The sequence below is a fragment of the Halomonas sp. YLB-10 genome, from assembly GCF_003856855.1.
In the GTDB taxonomy this organism is placed as follows: domain Bacteria; phylum Pseudomonadota; class Gammaproteobacteria; order Pseudomonadales; family Halomonadaceae; genus Halomonas; species Halomonas litopenaei.
On record NZ_RRCU01000006.1, the window covers coordinates 91167 to 107460 of the forward strand.

Consider the following 16294-nt stretch of genomic DNA (forward strand, 5'->3'; position numbering starts at 1 on the left):
TTATCGAGACGTTATCGAGATCGTTCGCCGGGGCTTCTTGCCGTGGCGCCCTTGTCGACGCCTTCATAGGCGCGCACCGCGGTGTCCTCTCCGGTGTCTCGGGCGACGGTCGCCGCCAGCCACTGGGCGATGCGTTCCACCGTGGTGGCGCCGGGCAGGACATGACAGCGCTCGCGGGGCAGGCGCAGGTGAAACAGGCCCTGGGGCGAGCGGTAGCCGCACTGCAGCATGTCGCCCTGGTGCTGTTCCAGGTCGTGTTCGTCCACCAGGTAGGTATCGTCGAGCCAGCGGGCGTAGCGGCGCTCGAGCTCCGGCTGTCGCACGCCGCGCTGAACGATTTCCAGCCGCGAGCGGTGGCCGTGGGCGATACGCTGGCAGTTGCCGGCGTGGCGGCGAAGGCCGTGGCTGTATGTGTAGGCGGCGCCATCGATGGACTCATCGGCGAGGCTGAGTTCGATGCTGGATACCCGCTCGGGCGGTTGGCGCATCAACTGGCGTGACAGGTGCTCGGCCATGGCCTCGGGGGTGATTCTGCGCCAGGGTAGCAGGGTAAAGGCCTGGCGGGGCCCGCGCACCTCCATCGCGTATGGCGTCGTGGTGCGTACGCAGATACCTTCGCGACATTCGCTGACGCTGACGCCAGGGGCTTCGGTAGGCACCAGCAGGGTGTGATCGGCGCCGCCGTCGAGACGTGCTTTGATCCAGGGTTTGACCTCGCCGAAGTCGAACAGCATGCCGTCTTCACCGAGCTCTCCATCGAGTTCGACGTCGACCAGCCAGCTTGCGCCGATCAGTCCACGATCGGGACACCAAAGCGACACGTCGAGATGTGTCAGTCGTCGTACAAAGAGTGCCATCAGTCGATTCCCGCGATCTTGTGGGTCTGCAGCGACAGCCGCCAGCGTGGATGCGCCATGCAGTGCTCTACCGTGGCACAGAGTGGCTCCTTGCGAGCGTCGCTGGCCATCAGCCCGGAGGTGTCCATCGGCTGCAGCAGAAAATGGTCGAAGTCGAGCCCCTCGAAACGTTCCGGCGGGGCGTCGGTCTGGGGATGGACGAGCTTCAGCTCGTCACCGCGGGTCTGCACCAGCGGCGCATTGCCCTTGGGGCTGACACATAGCCAGTCGATACCGTCCGGCGCGGCCAGAGTACCGTTGGTCTCCACGCCAATCTCGAAGCCGGCAGCGTGCACCGCGTCGATCAAGGCGGCATCCAGCTGCAGCAGGGGCTCGCCACCGGTGAACACGACGTAGGGCGTGACACCCTCGTGGGGGTGTGGCCACAAGCGGGTGATGTGCTCGGCCAGGGCGTCGGCGGTGGCAAAGCGTCCGCCGTTCTGACCATCGGTGCCGACGAAGTCGGTGTCGCAGAAGCGACACTGGGCGCTGGCGCGGTCCTGCTCGCGACCCGACCAGAGATTGCAGCCGGCAAAGCGACAGAAGACGCTGGCGCGGCCGGCCTGTACGCCTTCTCCCTGAAGGGTATAGAAGGCTTCCTTGACGCTATACATCCTGGTGCGCTCCGCTCTGGTCTGCCTGTGCAATCGCCGGCTCCTGCCGGGTATTGGCGGCGTAGGCCAACGGATCTTCGACACCCTGGTCGGCGAAGGCGGCGAGCCGCTCCAGACAGCTGCCGCAGCGGCCACAGGCCAGGCGCCGGCCCTCGTAACAGGTCCAGGTGTCGCGGTAGTTCAGTCCCATGGACAGTCCGTCGGCCAGAATCTCGCTCTTGCTGGACCGTAGATAGGGTGCGTGGATCTCTACCGGCGAGAAATTGGCGATGGCGGCCACCGCATTCATCTGCTCGACAAACTCGGGACGACAATCCGGATAGAGCACGTGGTCACCGCCGTGGGCGCCGTAGTCGACGCGACTGGCGCCGATATTCACCGCCTTGGCGATGGCCAGCGACAGCAGCACCATGTTGCGATTGGGGACCACGGTGGCGGCGAGGTTGTCTTCGGCGTAGTCACCGCCAGGGATCTTGCGATTGGCGTCGGTCAGCGCAGAGTTGTCGATCAGGCCATGAATGGCGGTGATGTCGACGACCTGATGAGGGATCTTCAACTCCTGACAGACATGGCGGGCCACCTCGAGTTCGCGGGCGTGGCGCTGGCCATAGTCGAATGACAGGGCGTGAACTTCGAGGCCTTCGTGCAAGGCGCGATGAAGTACGGTGAAAGAGTCCATGCCACCGGAGTAGATCACCACGGTGGAGCGGGAAGTCGTGCTCATGAAGGGGGTCTCGATTCGGAGAATTTGGGGTGGCGACAAGAATCGCCAGCGGCCGGGGTCCGGTCCGGCGCGACAAGGGTAACGAAAGCCGGACGGCAACACCAGTGCGGCGTTGATGCCGGCGACTTGCTCCTTGTCAACGTCCGTTGCTCGCGGTTGTGGCAGGCTGCGCGGTTTACTGCTGTCTGCCCGGTTTAATCCCGAACCATGCCCGGCACAAGCCCGGACCAAGCCCGGCCCACGAGAGAGACGCCTGGATGAATGCCCCTGAACTACTGTCACCGGCCGGCACCTACCGGCATATGCGCTTCGCCTTCGCCTATGGCGCCGATGCGGTCTATGCCGGTCAGCCGCGCTACTCACTGCGTGTACGCAACAATGACTTCGGCCTCGACAACCTGACCCGAGGCATCGCTGAGGCCCAGGCGCGTGGCAAGCGCTTCTACGTGGCTTCCAATATCGCTCCGCACAATGCCAAGCTCAGGACCTACCTGAAGGACATGGCACCGATCGTCGAGGCGGGGCCGGATGCGCTGATCATGTCCGACCCTGGCTTGATCATGATGGTGCGTGAGCGTTGGCCTGACCAGGTGATCCATCTGTCGGTGCAGGCCAACGTGGTCAATCACGCGGCGGCTCGCTTCTGGCAGTCCCAGGGGATCTCCCGGGTGATCCTGTCGCGAGAGCTGTCGCTTGAGGAAATCGCCGAGATCCGTGCCGAGTGCCCGACCCTGGAGATCGAGACGTTCGTTCACGGTGCCCTGTGCATCGCCTATTCCGGGCGCTGTCTGCTGTCGGGCTACTTCAACCGGCGCGACCCCAACCAGGGCACCTGTACCAACGCCTGTCGCTGGAACTACCGGACCCACCCGGCCGGCACTGACGCCTGTGGCGACCTGATCCCGGCGCAGGACGTGGCACAGGGCCGGGAGGAGCGCTCGGCGCTGATCGAGGACCCACAGCGGCCTGGCGAACTGATGCCGGTGTTCGAGGACGAGCACGGTAGCTACATCATGAATTCCAAGGATCTGCGCGCCGTTCAGCACGTGGCGAGGCTCACCGAGATGGGGGTCAGTTCGCTGAAGATAGAAGGGCGAACCAAGTCGCCCTACTATGTAGCACGTACCGCCCAGGTCTATCGTCGTGCCATCGATGACGCCGTGGCCGGGCGCCCCTTCGACATCGGGCTGATGGATGAGCTCGAAAACCTGGCCAACCGGGGGTATACCGAAGGCTTCTACCGACGCCACGTCCACGACGAGTACCAGAATTACGAGCGTGGGCACTCGGTGGGCGTTCACCAGCAGTTCGTCGGCCAGATCCTGGGACAAGCGCCATCAGGTTGGCTGGATATCGAGGTCAAGAACCGCTTCGAGGTCGGCGATCGCCTCGAGCTGATGCTGCCCTCCGGCAACCGTCGTTTCACCCTTGAGGCGATGGAGGCGGGCAACGGCAGCGCGCTGAAGGTGGCGCCCGGGGACGGTCACCGGGTAAGGGTCAAGCTGCCGGGGGAGTCGCCGTCGCCCGACGAGTTCGAGTTCGCTCTGTTGCTGCGGGACCTGCCGTCAGCCTGATGATAGGCACGTCTTTACAAGGGCCTGGGGAACCGGGATGCTAGGCTCCGTAGCAGCCTTACCTTGGAGCATCCCTCAGGCAAGGAGTCGGTCTGGCCATGCCCACCATCGAACACAGCGCCACGCTTCCCGCGCCTCCCGAGCGCGTCTTCGCCCTGCTCGAAAAGGTCGAGGATTTCGCCGACTATTCGGATCTGATCACCGAGATCGAGCCGCTCGGGGACGATCGCTATCGCTGGCATGTCCACGCGGTCGGCATGGACTGGACCTTCGAGGTGCAGGTGACCGAGAAGTCGCCACCCAGCCGACTGGCCTGGGAGTCGATCGACGGTGTGCGCAATCAGGGCCGCTATGAACTCGAAGCGGTCGATGAAGGTACCGCGGTCAGCCTGATCGTCGACTACCAGATCCGCAATCGGCTGGTCGCCAAGGCGGTCAATCGCGCGGCTCGCCCGCTGGTCGCCAAGGTCAGCGCCCAGATCCTGGAGCGGGTCGAGGCGCGTCTCTAGCGAGTGCCTTGGCGTCTACTGCCGCGGCGTCTGGCAGAGATCTTGTTCTGATCAAGTGCTGCTTCAGGGTGTTTCCCCGGCGCGCTCCTGCAGTTGTTGAGCTTGACTGATGCGGGCACGGCCGGCCTGCTTGGCCTGGTACATCTGCAGGTCCGCCTTTTCCACCAGCGACGCTGCGTCGATGCTGTCCATGCCGGGCTGCCATTGGGCGATGCCGATGGAGGCGCTGACGTAAAGGGGGCGCTGGTCGACCTGGGCCATCGGCTGCTCGGCAAGCCACTGCTGTAGCCGCTGCGCGACCCGCAAAGCTCCTGGCTCCGGCGTGTTCCGCAGGGCGATGACGAACTCCTCTCCGCCGTAGCGGGCCGCCAGGTCCGACTCACGGATGGCGTCACGCAGGGTAGCGGCGACATTGACCAGCACGATGTCGCCGAGTCGGTGGCCGTAGCGGTCGTTGAGCGGCTTGAAGTGATCCAGATCGAGAAATAGCACCGACAGAGGCTTGTCTCGCGCATGGGCGTCCTCGAGCATCTCCTCGAGGCGCCGTTCCAGCGCGGCGCGATTGGCGAGACCGGTGAGGGCATCGGTGCTGGCGCGCACATCCAGCGCCTCATTGTCGCGTTGGAGCGAAATCAGCTGGTCCTCACGATGGTGCAACCGCTCGGCCAGGCTCATGGTCAGCCCATGCAGGCGCTGCTTGCCGGCGACCAGCAGGCGTTCGATATCCTCATCTGCCGACAGCGAGGTGGCGAGAAAATCCGGCAAGGTCTCAAGGCGACTCGCGAGTTCATCGACAAGACGTGCCTGGGCATTGCCGTCCATGTTCATGCGTTGCTGAAAACGATGAAGCACGGCGGGGATGGCGTCGCTGTTGTCGTCCAGACAGCATCCGGCCAGTTCGTCGGCGAGCTCCAGGCAAAGGCCGTCGAGCCATTCGTGGTGACGCTGGCCTTCCGGCTCGAGAGGGCGCTGAAGGAACAGGTTGGTGGGCAGCTGCCAGCGCCGTGCCAGCCAGCTCGACGCCTGGTCGCGGTCGCAGCCAAGATGCCGGTGTTCCAGAGCCAGGCGCTGTTCGCGGGTGGCGGCCTGGGCGGTCAGCTCGAAGTAGTTCGGGTCCAATGCGTACAGCAGCAGTACCCCGACCTCGCGTAGCAGGGCGCGCGTCGACAATTCGCCCGGATGGCGGGGATTTACCACCTTGGCGATGGCCGGAATCAAGTGCGCGGCTGCGAGGGTGCGTCGCCAATAGTCGGCCAGGGGGCCGCGGGTCGCGTCGCGCACCAGGGTGAAACCCAAAAGCGCGGTGAGGGTGCCATCGATACCGAGGCGTGTCACCGCGTGCTCGCAGCAGATGACGGGATCGCAACCGCGGCGATAGTAGGGGCTGTTGGCCAGCCGCAGCAGCTGCAGGCACAGGGCCGGGTCACGGGACAGCAGGGTCGCGAAGTCGGTCAGCGGCGCGTCGTGATTGCTCGCCAGTACCAGCAGCTCGGACACCACGGCAGGCAGAGAGGGAAGACGCGTGGCGGGCTCGAGCCGCGCTTCGATATCAGGGGGAAGACAGGTCACGTCGAAAAGGCCATCGATTGTCGTTGTGCGATTGGTGTCAGGGCCGATCCATCGGCCTGATAGTGGCGCGAGCCGCCGACATCAGCGGCTCGCGCAGCTTGTAAAGGACTTGTCCGAAGAGTCGACGAGCGCAGCTACTTTTCAGACGAGCCCCAGGCTTTATACGAAAAGTTGACGAGCGATGGTTAGACAAGGCAAAAATCGGTGAGAAAGCGCAGTTTACGAGGTGTAAATGAGCATCTTGACCCGATTTTTAACGCCGTATTTCCGAGCGCAGGCACTTTTCGCACAAGCACTTTTCGCACAAGCCCTAGGGTTTGCGCAGTGAAGCGTCCAGATGATCGACCACCTCGGCCCAGTCGGCATCGGCCTCGATGGCTTCGCGCAGAAATTCCGACTGTCCCTCGTTCCAGCAGGCCGCATCGGGCAGTTCGACCCCCTCCGGAATCGGCGAGTTGCGATCGATGAATCGTTTGATGGCTTCCGGCTCGGATGCCAGGCCCAGCTGTTCAAACAACTCGCTGAAGGGGTGATCCGGGTGTTCCATGAGCAACTCCTTGTCATGACGGGGACTCCCTAACCTTACTCCATCATCGCCCCTTGAGTGTCAATAGAGCATAAAATTGCTCCGTGACCTGTGTGATGTCAACCTCGTTCTCCGACCAGCGGAGTTCGAAACAGCCGACGTCTCTGTTCCTGCGAGAGGGGCAGCGACAGCAGATGCACCAGTTTGGTATAGGCCGACTCAGGGGTCATGTCGTCGCCGGATACCACCTCGGCGTCGGCCAGCATCTTGCCGGCAGCGTAGTGTCCGATGTCGATGGTGCCGTGTGGGCATTGGCTGATCGCGACCAGTAGCTTGCCCTGGCCACTGGCCTCTGCCAGCACGGCGCCAAGCTCGGGGTCGTCAGGTACATTGCCGCCGCCCCACACCTCGATCAGGGCGCCCTTGACGCGGTCATCACCCAGCCAGGCCGCCAGCTGCCAGGGTTGAATGCCCGGCCACAGGACCACCCGCACCACCTGCTCTCCCAGGCCATGATAGTCGCCGAGCTCGTAGCGGGGTGCGCCGCGCTGCGTAGCCTCGAGGCTGTGCTCGCGATGCAGCCGGAAGTCGTTGCCGTGGCGCTTCCCCAGCAGGTCAAGGTTGGGGCTTTCGAAGGCATCCGGCTCGCGAGTGTGCCACTTGCGAGCCCGGCTGCCCCGCAGCAGCTTGTCGCCAAAGCTCACCGCCACTTCCTGCAATTCAGGCATGGCGGCGTAGCGCAGCGCGCTCTCGAGATTGTACAGGGCGTCACTGTGCTGCTGGGCCAGCGGCGCCATGGAGCCGGTCACCACCACCGGGCGATCGATGCCCTGAAGCTGGTAGGCCAGGCTCGAGGCGGTCCAGGCCAGGGTGTCGGTGCCGTGCAGCACGACCACGCCGCGATGGCGATTGGCCTGCTCGGCGACAAGCGCGGCCAGCCGGGCCCAGTCCTCGGGACGGGCGCCGCTGGAGTCGATGGGTTGGTCGACCTCGATCCAGGTAAAGGGTGGCAGAGCGGTCCTGCGATCGTCGGGTAGTGTGGCCAGGGCGTCGCGCACCCGGGCTTCCATGTCGGGGCCGGGGGCGAGGCCTGAGGGGGTGTCGATCATGCCGATGGTGCCGCCGGCGTAGATCACCAGCACCGGGTCCAGGGGTGAGTGGGTCATGGGTGGGCTTCCTGCACAAGGAGTGAAGACACGAGTGACAGTATCAGCGTGAGCCTCGGCGAGGCGCGCAGCGGGTGATGACGTTATCGTCGGCGTCGAAGCAGAGCTGACGCTGACGACCGGCGAACCAGGCGAAGCTGGCGGCGGCGGCGGCGATCCCCATCAACAGCCAGGCGATGGCGGTGATCGGTGCCTGCAGGTCAAGCATGATACCGACGCTCAAGGGGCCCAGGGCGGCCAGGGCATAGCCGCCACCCTGGGCCAGTCCGGACAGGCGGCCTGCCAGACGCGAATCGGCGCTGCGCAGCACGATCAGGGTCAGCGCCAGGGAGAAGTTGCCGCCCTGGCCGAGCCCCAGCAGTAGTGCGCCGAGGTAGCGCAGGGAGGTGTCGGCCATCAGCAGGATCCACAGGCCACTGGCGGTGCTGGCAAGGACCAGCAGCAGCGCCGGGCGCTGATCGCGACCGAAGCGGGCCAGCCAGGGTGCCAGTAGCGCAGAAATCAGCTGGACCATCACCGACATGCCCATCAACAGGCCGGCCTCGGCCTCGCCGATGCCGCGCTGCATCAACAGCGTCGGCAGCCAGCCGAAGACGATGTAGGCCAGCGACGATTGGGTGCCCATCAATAGCGCCACCTGCCAGGCCAGGGGCTGGCGTAGCAGGCCACGGGTCATGCCGGTGCCGGGGTCACCCGCCATCCGCGAGGTAGCGGCGGTGCGCGGCATGTAAAGCTCCCAGGCGATCAGCGCTGCCATGGCCAGCAGCGACCAGGCCGCCAGACTGCGTGTCCAGCCACCCAGCAGGTCGCTCAGGGGAATCGCCAGGCCGGCGCCCAGGGCGCCACCCAGACACAGGGCCATGGTGTAGACCCCGGTCATCAGGTCGGCGCCCCGGGGCAGCTCGCGCTTGACCAGCGCCGGTAGCAGGGCCCCCGATACACCGATACCGGCACCCACCAGCAGGGTGCCGGCGTAGAGCGCGAGGGGACTTCCCTGCCAGCGCAGCAGCAGACCGCTGGTGATGACCACCAGACCCAGCGACAAGGCGCGTTCCGGGCCGTACTGGCGCGACAGGCGGGGCGCCAGCGGAGCGAACAGACCCAGGCACAGCACCGGCAGGGTGGTCAGGGCACCGATGGCGCTGGGGGACAGGCCGGTATCCTGCTGCACACGGGCGAGCAGCGGGGCAAGCGAAGAGAGTGCCGGTCTCAGGTTGAGGCCGACCAGTACCATCAGCACCAGAAAGCGCCAGGGCAGGGACGTGACCTTCATCGGGGGCTCCAGCGGGTGGACCACCGCAGCGGGGAAGGCGCGCCGCCGGAGGCGCAGGCCCCGCGGACGGCGGCCTGTACGGTTATTTCAGGAAGCGACGCAGATCGCCACGCACCTGATCATTGAAGGTCAGGAACTGGCTGTGGCGATCGCCGTCGACGCCATCGATGCGCACGGCGGTGGCCATGCCCTTGTCGACCAGTAGCTGGTCGTAGATCTCCAGGGTGATCTTTTCGACCGGGGTGTCGCCGGGGGCGCACTGGCCATTCTCCAGGCGGAAGGTCTCGAGCAGGCTGGCGCGTACGCGAGTGGCACCGCCTTCGGCCAGCACGCGACGCACGAACATCCAGCCTTCGCAGGTCAGTGCCACGCCGTCATGGTCGCGCAGGTAGAGGGTGCGATAGCAGGCCCCCTGCTCGGCGCCTTTCTCTGCCATGCTGCGGTAGGCCTCGGTCATGCGAGCGGCACTGACCCGCGCCTCGTCGATCTTGGTCTGGGCGCCGCGATGCTCGTTGTCGAGTTGCGCCTGCTTCTGGAAGGCCCGGAAGCGGCGATATTCCTTGATCAGTTCTGGAGATGCCATATCGCTGTCCTGCTGAGATGGAAGGGGGCGGCAAGCCGCCCCCCGGATTGCTCTTGTCCAGCCGCTCGGGGCTCTGCCTGCACCGACGCTCAGGGCTATGCCTGAGCCGATGCTCGAGCTTATGCCTGTCCCTGGCGGTTGCCCTGGCCGGAGCGCCTGCGCCTGCGACGTGCAGGCTGCTCGCCATTGCCGTTGCGGGCATTGCCGCCGCCACCGCCACCGTCACCACGTCGTCCGTTGCCGCGCTGGGAGCTATTGTTGCCACCCTGGCTGCGGCGCTGACCACCACCGCGCTTGTTGCGGCCGTTCTCGATGGGCTCCGGCTTGGCGTTGGGGTCGGGCTCGAAGCCCGGTTCGATGCGCTTCTCGAGGTCACGCTTGATCATGCGCTCGATGTTCTTCAGCAAGCCATGTTCATCGACGCACACCAGCGAGATGGCCTGGCCTTCGTTGCCGGCACGGCCGGTACGACCGATGCGGTGGACGTAGTCCTCGGCGACGTTGGGCAGCTCGAAGTTGACCACGTGGGGCAGTTCGTCGATGTCGAGACCACGGGCGGCGATGTCGGTGGCCACCAGAACCTGCAGCTCGCCGGCCTTGAACGCCGCCAGGGCGCGGGTACGGGCTGACTGGCTCTTGTTGCCGTGGATCGCCATGGCAGAGATGTCGCGCTTGTCGAGGTGCTCGGCCAGGCGGTTGGCGCCGTGCTTGGTGCGAGTGAACACCAGCACCTGGAACCAGCGTTGGCTAGTGATCAGGTGTGACAGCAGCTCGCGCTTGCGTTCCCGGTCCACTCGGTAGACGGCCTGGTCGACGGTCTCGGCGGTGGTATTGCGGCGTGCGACCTCGATCATCTCCGGGCGGTCGAGCAGCTTGTCGGCCAGCGCCTGGATCTCGCTGGAGAAGGTCGCCGAGAACAGCAGGTTCTGACGCTTCTCGGGCAACAGCTTCAGCACACGGCGGATGTCGTGGATAAAGCCCATGTCGAGCATGCGGTCGGCTTCGTCGAGCACCAGGATCTCGACGCTCGACAGATCCACGTGGCCCTGCTGGTGCAGGTCGAGCAGGCGGCCAGGCGTTGCCACCAACACATCGAGACCGGGCCGCAGGGCGTCGATCTGGGGCTGTTGTCCGACGCCACCGAAGATCACGTGGTGACGCAGTGACAGGTGCTGACCGTAGTCGCGCACGCTCTCGCCGACCTGGGCGGCGAGTTCACGGGTGGGCGTGAGCACCAGGGCACGGACCTGGCGCTTGGAGGGGCGAGGGCCATCGGCCAGGCGCTGCAGCATCGGCAGGGTAAAGCCCGCTGTCTTGCCGGTGCCGGTCTGGGCACTGGCCAGCAGGTCACCACCCTTGAGTACCGCGGGGATGGCCTGACGCTGAATCGGAGTCGGGGTGTCATAGCCTTGCGCCGTGACGGCGCGAAGCAATTCGGCACGCAGGCCGAGATCGGAAAAACTCATGCAAACTCCAGCACGCACGCACTCGCTGGACGCCACCGTTCTGATGGCGTCGGTCCCGGACAAGGCGTGGGGAAAAATTCGGTGACCGCTCTAGCGGGGGACCCCCGTCACCGTTGCGGGCATGATGCCAGATTTGCCGGCCCGGCGCATCGGCGGGGGTGAAAAGAAGTCGGGCCGGCAGAACCTTGATGAGGGGCGCGGAGGCGTTGTCGAGACGCTCAGGGAGCGACACGGACCCGGGCGGCGATATCATCGGCCACCTGATCCCAGGTGCGCCCCAGCGCCCGTACCAGTGCCGAATAGCCGTCGCTGTCCAGCGACTCGGTGGCCTCGAAGCTGTCGCTGTCCACCACCTGGCGCTGGCTGTCACGCAACAGCCACTGGCCCGAGGCCACGGCGTAGCCGTCATAGTGGCCCTGGAAGCGGTCGACGCTCAATTCCAGCGTCAGGGCGTTGCCGCTGTCGCCGGACAGGAGCACCCGGCGTCCAGGCAGTCTGGCCTCCAGGCGGTCGCGTAGGCCGCGTTCGAGTTGCTGTGCCAGCGGTGCCGCCCATTGGTGGGACTTGGCCTCGTTCAGCGAGATGTCGTCGAGTTGAAGGACGATGCCTTCGGCCTCGAGGTAGTTGGCGAGCCTGGGTGTGGACACCAGCAACGGCGTTTCGTCGGCGCTGGGGACCCGGGCATCGCTGCTGCCTGCATCCGAGGGCAGCACATAGTGGTTCATGGGGGCGGTGCCGCTGGCGCAGCCGCCCAGCCACAGCGCCAGCAGGGGAACACACAGGCGATGTATCGGCCTCATGGAGAACTCCTTTCCGGTGAGGTCAGTGTTGTCGATGCTTCCGTCTATCCCGCCCGAGTCCGCAGACTCGGGCGGGAGGCGATCAGCGCGGTGCCCGCGGGATCGGGTCCTCGGTCTGGATGCTGTCGAACAGCAGCGCGCGGGGATCGTCGCTGATCTTGCGAGCGGCCGGCTGCAGGTCACGCACCAGACGTTCGACCTCGTTCAGGGTGCGGGTCAGGTCCTGGTAGACGCTGGATTCCGGCGACAGCCCGTCGAGGGTGCGGCGCAGCTCGACCAGGGTCTGGTTGAGGTTGCCGGGCAAGCCCTGGGTCTCGGGGTTGTCGAGCAGACTGTTCATGCTCTGCACCAGTGAGCGGGCCTGAGTCAGCATCGCCTCTGAGACCTGAAGGTTGCGGTCGAGTCCCGACAGGATAGGCTCGATCTCGAGGCGGTTGAGCTTGTCGAGCAGGGCGGTGACCTGGGCCTGGATCTGGGCAAGGCCAGCCGAGGCGGTGGGGAACACCGGGCGGTCGGCGAAGGTCTCGGCCAGATACTGGCCCTGCAGCTCTTCGTCGATCTTGAGGTCGACGAACAGCGCCCCGGTCAACAGGCTGCCGCTCTTGAGGGTCGCGCGCAGGCCACGCTCGAACAGCCGGTCGAAGCGCTCACGCCACTCCTGCAGATCCAGCTCATTGGCGCCGATGCCCAGACGCTGGGGTTCGATGCGGATCAGCACCGGGATGGCCAGCTTGTCGCGGTTTTCCGGCTGGGGCGAGGTGAAGTTCCAGGGGACGGCTGCCACGGTACCGATGCGCACGCCACGGAATTCCACCGGGGCTCCGCGGGACAGGCCGCGTACCGTATCTTCGTTGAGCAGCACGTACTCGAGATAGCGATTGAAGGTACCCTGGCGGGCGGCCTCCTCATCGGCATAGAGTTCGTAGGAGGCGTCCTCTTCCGCCTCCTTGCCGGCGGGAACATCGTCGGGCACGCCAAAGGTGACGCCGCCGCCGAGCAGCGCTTCCAGCGACTCGACCTGCACCTGAAAACCGTCGGAACCGAAGCGCACGTCGATGCCGCTGGTGGCCCAGAAGCGGGTGTTCTCGGTGACCAGGGTGTCGTAGGGGCTCTCGATGAAGATGCGGTGGTGCATGCTCTGGGTGGAGACATCGAAGTCGGCCTCCTCGACCCGTCCGACGCTGACCCCCTGGAAGGTGACGGCGTCGCCGACGCTGAGCGAGTTGCCGACCTGGCTGACCAGGTTGAGGCGCAGCCCCTGGGCGCCAGGTGGTGCCACCGGAGGCTGGTCGCTGACGTCGAATTCACGGGCATCCACCTCGCTCTGACCCGGCTCGAGCTGGATATAGGCACCGGAGAGAACGGTGCCGAGTCCGCTGATACCCTCGCGCCCGATGCGCGGCTTGACCACCCAGAAATGGGTGTCCTCGACCAGCATCTTCTCGGCCTGGGGTTCCATCTGAGCGGTGATCTCGACGCCGGAGAGATCGTCGCTGAGTGCTACCGAGGTGACCTTGCCGACCTCCACGTTACGGGTCTTGATCAACGTCTTGCCGGCCTCGATGCCGTCGGCGGATGGCAGGTGCAGCGCGATCTGGGGGCCGCGGCTGGCGTAGTTGTCGTAGACCAGCCAGGCGCCGATCAGCAGTGCCACAAAGGGCACGATCCACACCGGCGACAGCCGTTTCTGCTGGGTCGGCGCGGCGCGGTGCATGTCCTTGCTGGACGGCGCTGGCGGGTTGTCGGGGTGGCGCTTATCGGCGTCACTCATGGTGTGCTTCCTTGTTCATCCGGCGCAGTGCGATGGGGTGAAGGGGCGGCGTCGGACGCCAGGCCCGAGTGGTCGCCGTGCAACCCGTCATTATCCGGGGAGTCCATCGGGTTGCAGGGATCCTCGCTGCCGTCCCACAGCAGGCGAGGCTCAAAACTCATGGCCGCCAGCATGGTGATGATCACCACGCCACCGAAGGCCAGCGCAGCGGGGCCAGGATCGATCGACATCAGCGCACCGGCGCGGATCAGGGCCACCAGGATGGCTACCACGAAGACGTCGACCATCGACCAGCGTCCGATCAGTTCGGTCAATCGGTAGAGCCGCGCTCGCACCACCGAGCGCATGCCCGGTGCCCGCGGCGCCACCAGGCACAGCCAGACCAGCGCCAGCAGCTTACCGATGGGCACGATGACGCTGGCCACGAAGATCACCAGCGCCACCGGCCAGGAACCGTGGCTGACCAGGTAGATGACACCGCCGATGATGGTCTGCGGGTCGGAGCTGCCTAGGCTGGTGGTGTACATGATGGGATAGACATTGGCGGGGATATAGAGCACTGCGGCGGTGAACAGCAGCGCCCAGGTGGTCTGCAGGCTGCGCGGCCGGCGGGCGTGCAGCTTCTCGCTGCAGCGCACGCAACGGCCATGGCCCTCGCTGTCCAGGCAGTTGATCAGCCCGCAGGTGGGGCAGCCGGTGAGCCCCTGGGAAGCCGCGGTCTCGCCGGTGCGCGTGCCCTCCGGTGCCAGCGGCTCGCCGCTGAGCGAGAACCACAGCCAGTCCTTGTCCAGTGACAGGGTCGTCGCCAGCAGCAGGATGGCGTAGGCGATAAAGGCCCAGAACGACGGTCCGAGGGAAATTTCGGCAAGTCCTGCCACCTTGATCAGCGCCACCATGGTGCCGACGATAAAGACGTCGGCCATCAGCCATGGCGCGATGTGGGAAAGTCCACGGGCCAGGGTGCGGCTATAGGGCAGACGGCGGGGCAGCATCAGGCTGATCTGCAGCCACACCACCGTCAGCAGATAGATCGCCGGCAACACGATGATCGACATCAGCACCACCATGGCGACGATGGGCTGGTGGTGCTCGAGCATCTGGGTGGCGGTCTGGGCCACTTCTATTTCGTTGCCGACGCCACGCGTACTGAAGCCGATAAACGGAAAGGACAGGGCCAGCGCCAATGCCACCAGCGATGCCAGCGACAGCGCCAGGCTGCGCTGGGCGGGGAAGGCATGACGCTTGACCAGGTCGTGACCACAGCGGACACAGTCCGCTTCTTCACCGGGACGCAGCGGCGGCAGCGCCATGATCCAGTCGCACTCGTGACAGGCACGCAGGCGCCGGCGCGACCTGATGCGCACCTCGGGGGGAGGATGCTGGGTGACGGAGGCGTTGCGGATCCGTTCCAGGGGGCCACGTACGGGGGTCGTCACAGTGGTAGGGGGACTCCGGTCTTGAAAGAGGGTTCTGTTCGTCTGCATTTCGTCGCGAATCAGGCGCTGATGGCTTAACAAGCTGATCCTGCGAATTAAATAGTGTGGCACGTTGACGTGGGTGACACCATAGACAAAGATGCGACCGATATCATGGGTGAGGAGTTGACATGTTGCTTCCCGTTTTGGCGGTTCTGGGTGGCCTGGTGGTGCTGGTGTGGAGCGCCGAACGCTTTGTCGAGGGCGCCGCGGCCACCGCTGCGCGGCTGGGACTGTCGCCCTTGCTGGTGGGCATGCTGGTGATCGGCTTCGGCACCTCGGCACCGGAATTGACGGTGTCGGCGCTGTCTGCGGCACAGGGCAACCCGGGGCTGGCACTCGGTAACGCCTATGGCTCGAATATCGCCAACATCGGCCTGATCCTGGGGCTGGTGGCGCTGATCTCCCCGCTGGCGGTGCATTCATCGGTGATTCGGCGCGAATTGCCGGTGCTCGGTGCCGCCACCCTGGTGTCGGCGTTGATGATGTGGGGCGGGCTTATCTCCCGGCTGGAGGGCGCGCTGCTGCTGCTGGCGCTGCTGGTGTTCATGGTCGCAAGCGTGATCCAGAGCCGGCGCGAGGAAGCCGCCGCCAGGGCGGACGCCCTGGCCACCGATACCGTGCAGGAACTCGATGCTCATCCCATGTCGCTGGGCAAGGGCATCTTCCTTACCGTGCTGGGCCTGGCCCTGCTGGTCGTCAGTTCCCGGCTGCTGGTGTGGGGCGCGGTGGATATCGCCCAGGGACTCGGGGTGTCCGACGTCATCATCGGGCTGACCGTGGTCGCCATCGGCACATCGCTGCCGGAACTGGCCTCGTCCATCAGTGCCCTGCGTCGCAAGGAGCATGATCTGGTGCTGGGCAACGTGGTCGGCTCCAACCTGTTCAACACCCTGGGGGTGGTGGGGCTGGCCGCCGTCATCGCGCCGATCGAGGCCGGGCGTGAGGTGCTGATGCGAGACTGGTCGCTGATGACCGCCATGACCCTGATGATGGCGGTGTTCGCGTTGGGCTGGAAGGGCCGGGCGGGGCGCATCAATCGGTTCGAGGGTGGCGTCCTGGTTGCCGTCTACCTGGCCTACACCGCCTATCTGGTATCGCTGGTGCTGGGGCAGTCCTGACCTGACACCTGGCTACGTTCCCTTGTCACGGCAAAGGCAAGGGAGGTGGGCTGACAAGCGGGTAGGTGATCGGCCATGGGTGCGTGCGACAATTGGCCATGGGACAGAGGCCTGCGGGACCTCTATGCTGAGGGCAAGCGGGATCGAAGATGCATGATTGTGCATAGATAGATTGCCAGGCTAGCCGAGCAAGGCTGCGCTCTATCGACTCGATTCCGCTCGGGTTC

At 65.5% G+C, this 16294-nt stretch carries 15 protein-coding genes; 3 read left to right on the forward strand and 12 right to left on the reverse strand.

Going from position 1 to position 16294, the window contains the following annotated elements:
- Positions 1–11: 11 nt before the first annotated feature.
- Genes EBB56_RS14410 through queC form a run of 3 tightly spaced genes read right to left on the reverse strand, consistent with a single transcriptional unit; the run spans position 12 to position 2234 of the window.
- On the reverse strand, positions 12–857 hold the full coding sequence (locus EBB56_RS14410) for a 6-carboxytetrahydropterin synthase (RefSeq protein WP_124804678.1): 846 nt from the start codon (positions 855–857) through the stop codon (positions 12–14).
- The gene (gene queE, locus EBB56_RS14415; protein WP_124804679.1) at positions 857–1510 is read right to left on the reverse strand and encodes a 7-carboxy-7-deazaguanine synthase; all 654 of its coding nucleotides are present in this window, start codon (positions 1508–1510) and stop codon (positions 857–859) included. The genes EBB56_RS14410 and queE overlap by 1 nt, the downstream gene beginning before the upstream one ends.
- On the reverse strand, positions 1503–2234 hold the full coding sequence (queC, locus tag EBB56_RS14420; protein ID WP_124804680.1) for a 7-cyano-7-deazaguanine synthase QueC: 732 nt from the start codon (positions 2232–2234) through the stop codon (positions 1503–1505). Before queC ends, queE begins: the two co-directional genes overlap by 8 nt.
- Positions 2235–2491: 257 nt before the next feature.
- Between queC and yegQ the strand changes: the two genes are divergently transcribed.
- Positions 2492–3808, forward strand: a complete 1317-nt coding sequence (gene yegQ, locus EBB56_RS14425) for a tRNA 5-hydroxyuridine modification protein YegQ (RefSeq protein WP_124804681.1) — start codon at positions 2492–2494, stop codon at positions 3806–3808.
- A gap of 98 nt (positions 3809–3906) precedes the next feature.
- On the forward strand, positions 3907–4317 hold the full coding sequence (locus EBB56_RS14430) for an SRPBCC family protein (RefSeq protein ID WP_045990888.1): 411 nt from the start codon (positions 3907–3909) through the stop codon (positions 4315–4317).
- A gap of 63 nt (positions 4318–4380) precedes the next feature.
- Here the strand turns inward: EBB56_RS14430 and EBB56_RS14435 are convergent, their stop codons facing one another.
- From EBB56_RS14435 to EBB56_RS14475, 9 genes are all read right to left on the reverse strand, one after another.
- Entirely contained in the window at positions 4381–5886 is a 1506-nt protein-coding gene (locus EBB56_RS14435) for a diguanylate cyclase (RefSeq protein ID WP_124804682.1), read from the reverse strand.
- A 310-nt stretch (positions 5887–6196) separates the two neighbouring features.
- Positions 6197–6433: a DUF2789 domain-containing protein gene (locus EBB56_RS14440; protein WP_045994332.1), complete on the reverse strand. Its 237-nt coding sequence runs from the start codon at positions 6431–6433 to the stop codon at positions 6197–6199.
- Positions 6434–6531: 98 nt separating this feature from the next.
- The gene (locus EBB56_RS14445) at positions 6532–7578 is read right to left on the reverse strand and encodes an asparaginase (RefSeq protein ID WP_124804683.1); all 1047 of its coding nucleotides are present in this window, start codon (positions 7576–7578) and stop codon (positions 6532–6534) included.
- Positions 7579–7621: 43 nt separating this feature from the next.
- Entirely contained in the window at positions 7622–8851 is a 1230-nt protein-coding gene (locus tag EBB56_RS14450; RefSeq protein WP_260425372.1) for an MFS transporter, read from the reverse strand.
- Between the two features lie 82 nt (positions 8852–8933).
- Complete coding sequence (locus EBB56_RS14455; RefSeq protein WP_045994329.1) at positions 8934–9434, reverse strand: hypothetical protein; 501 nt, start codon at positions 9432–9434, stop codon at positions 8934–8936.
- Between the two features lie 119 nt (positions 9435–9553).
- The gene (locus tag EBB56_RS14460; RefSeq protein ID WP_124804684.1) at positions 9554–10900 is read right to left on the reverse strand and encodes a DEAD/DEAH box helicase; all 1347 of its coding nucleotides are present in this window, start codon (positions 10898–10900) and stop codon (positions 9554–9556) included.
- Positions 10901–11118: 218 nt separating this feature from the next.
- The gene (locus tag EBB56_RS14465) at positions 11119–11700 is read right to left on the reverse strand and encodes a membrane integrity-associated transporter subunit PqiC (protein ID WP_124804685.1); all 582 of its coding nucleotides are present in this window, start codon (positions 11698–11700) and stop codon (positions 11119–11121) included.
- An 82-nt stretch (positions 11701–11782) separates the two neighbouring features.
- Complete coding sequence (pqiB, locus tag EBB56_RS14470) at positions 11783–13471, reverse strand: intermembrane transport protein PqiB (protein ID WP_108133774.1); 1689 nt, start codon at positions 13469–13471, stop codon at positions 11783–11785.
- Entirely contained in the window at positions 13468–14907 is a 1440-nt protein-coding gene (locus EBB56_RS14475) for a paraquat-inducible protein A (RefSeq protein WP_071211148.1), read from the reverse strand. The genes pqiB and EBB56_RS14475 overlap by 4 nt, the downstream gene beginning before the upstream one ends.
- A gap of 170 nt (positions 14908–15077) precedes the next feature.
- On the opposite strand from EBB56_RS14475, the gene EBB56_RS14480 reads away from it, so the two are divergent.
- Positions 15078–16067, forward strand: a complete 990-nt coding sequence (locus tag EBB56_RS14480; protein WP_108133773.1) for a calcium/sodium antiporter — start codon at positions 15078–15080, stop codon at positions 16065–16067.
- Positions 16068–16294 lie beyond the last annotated feature (227 nt).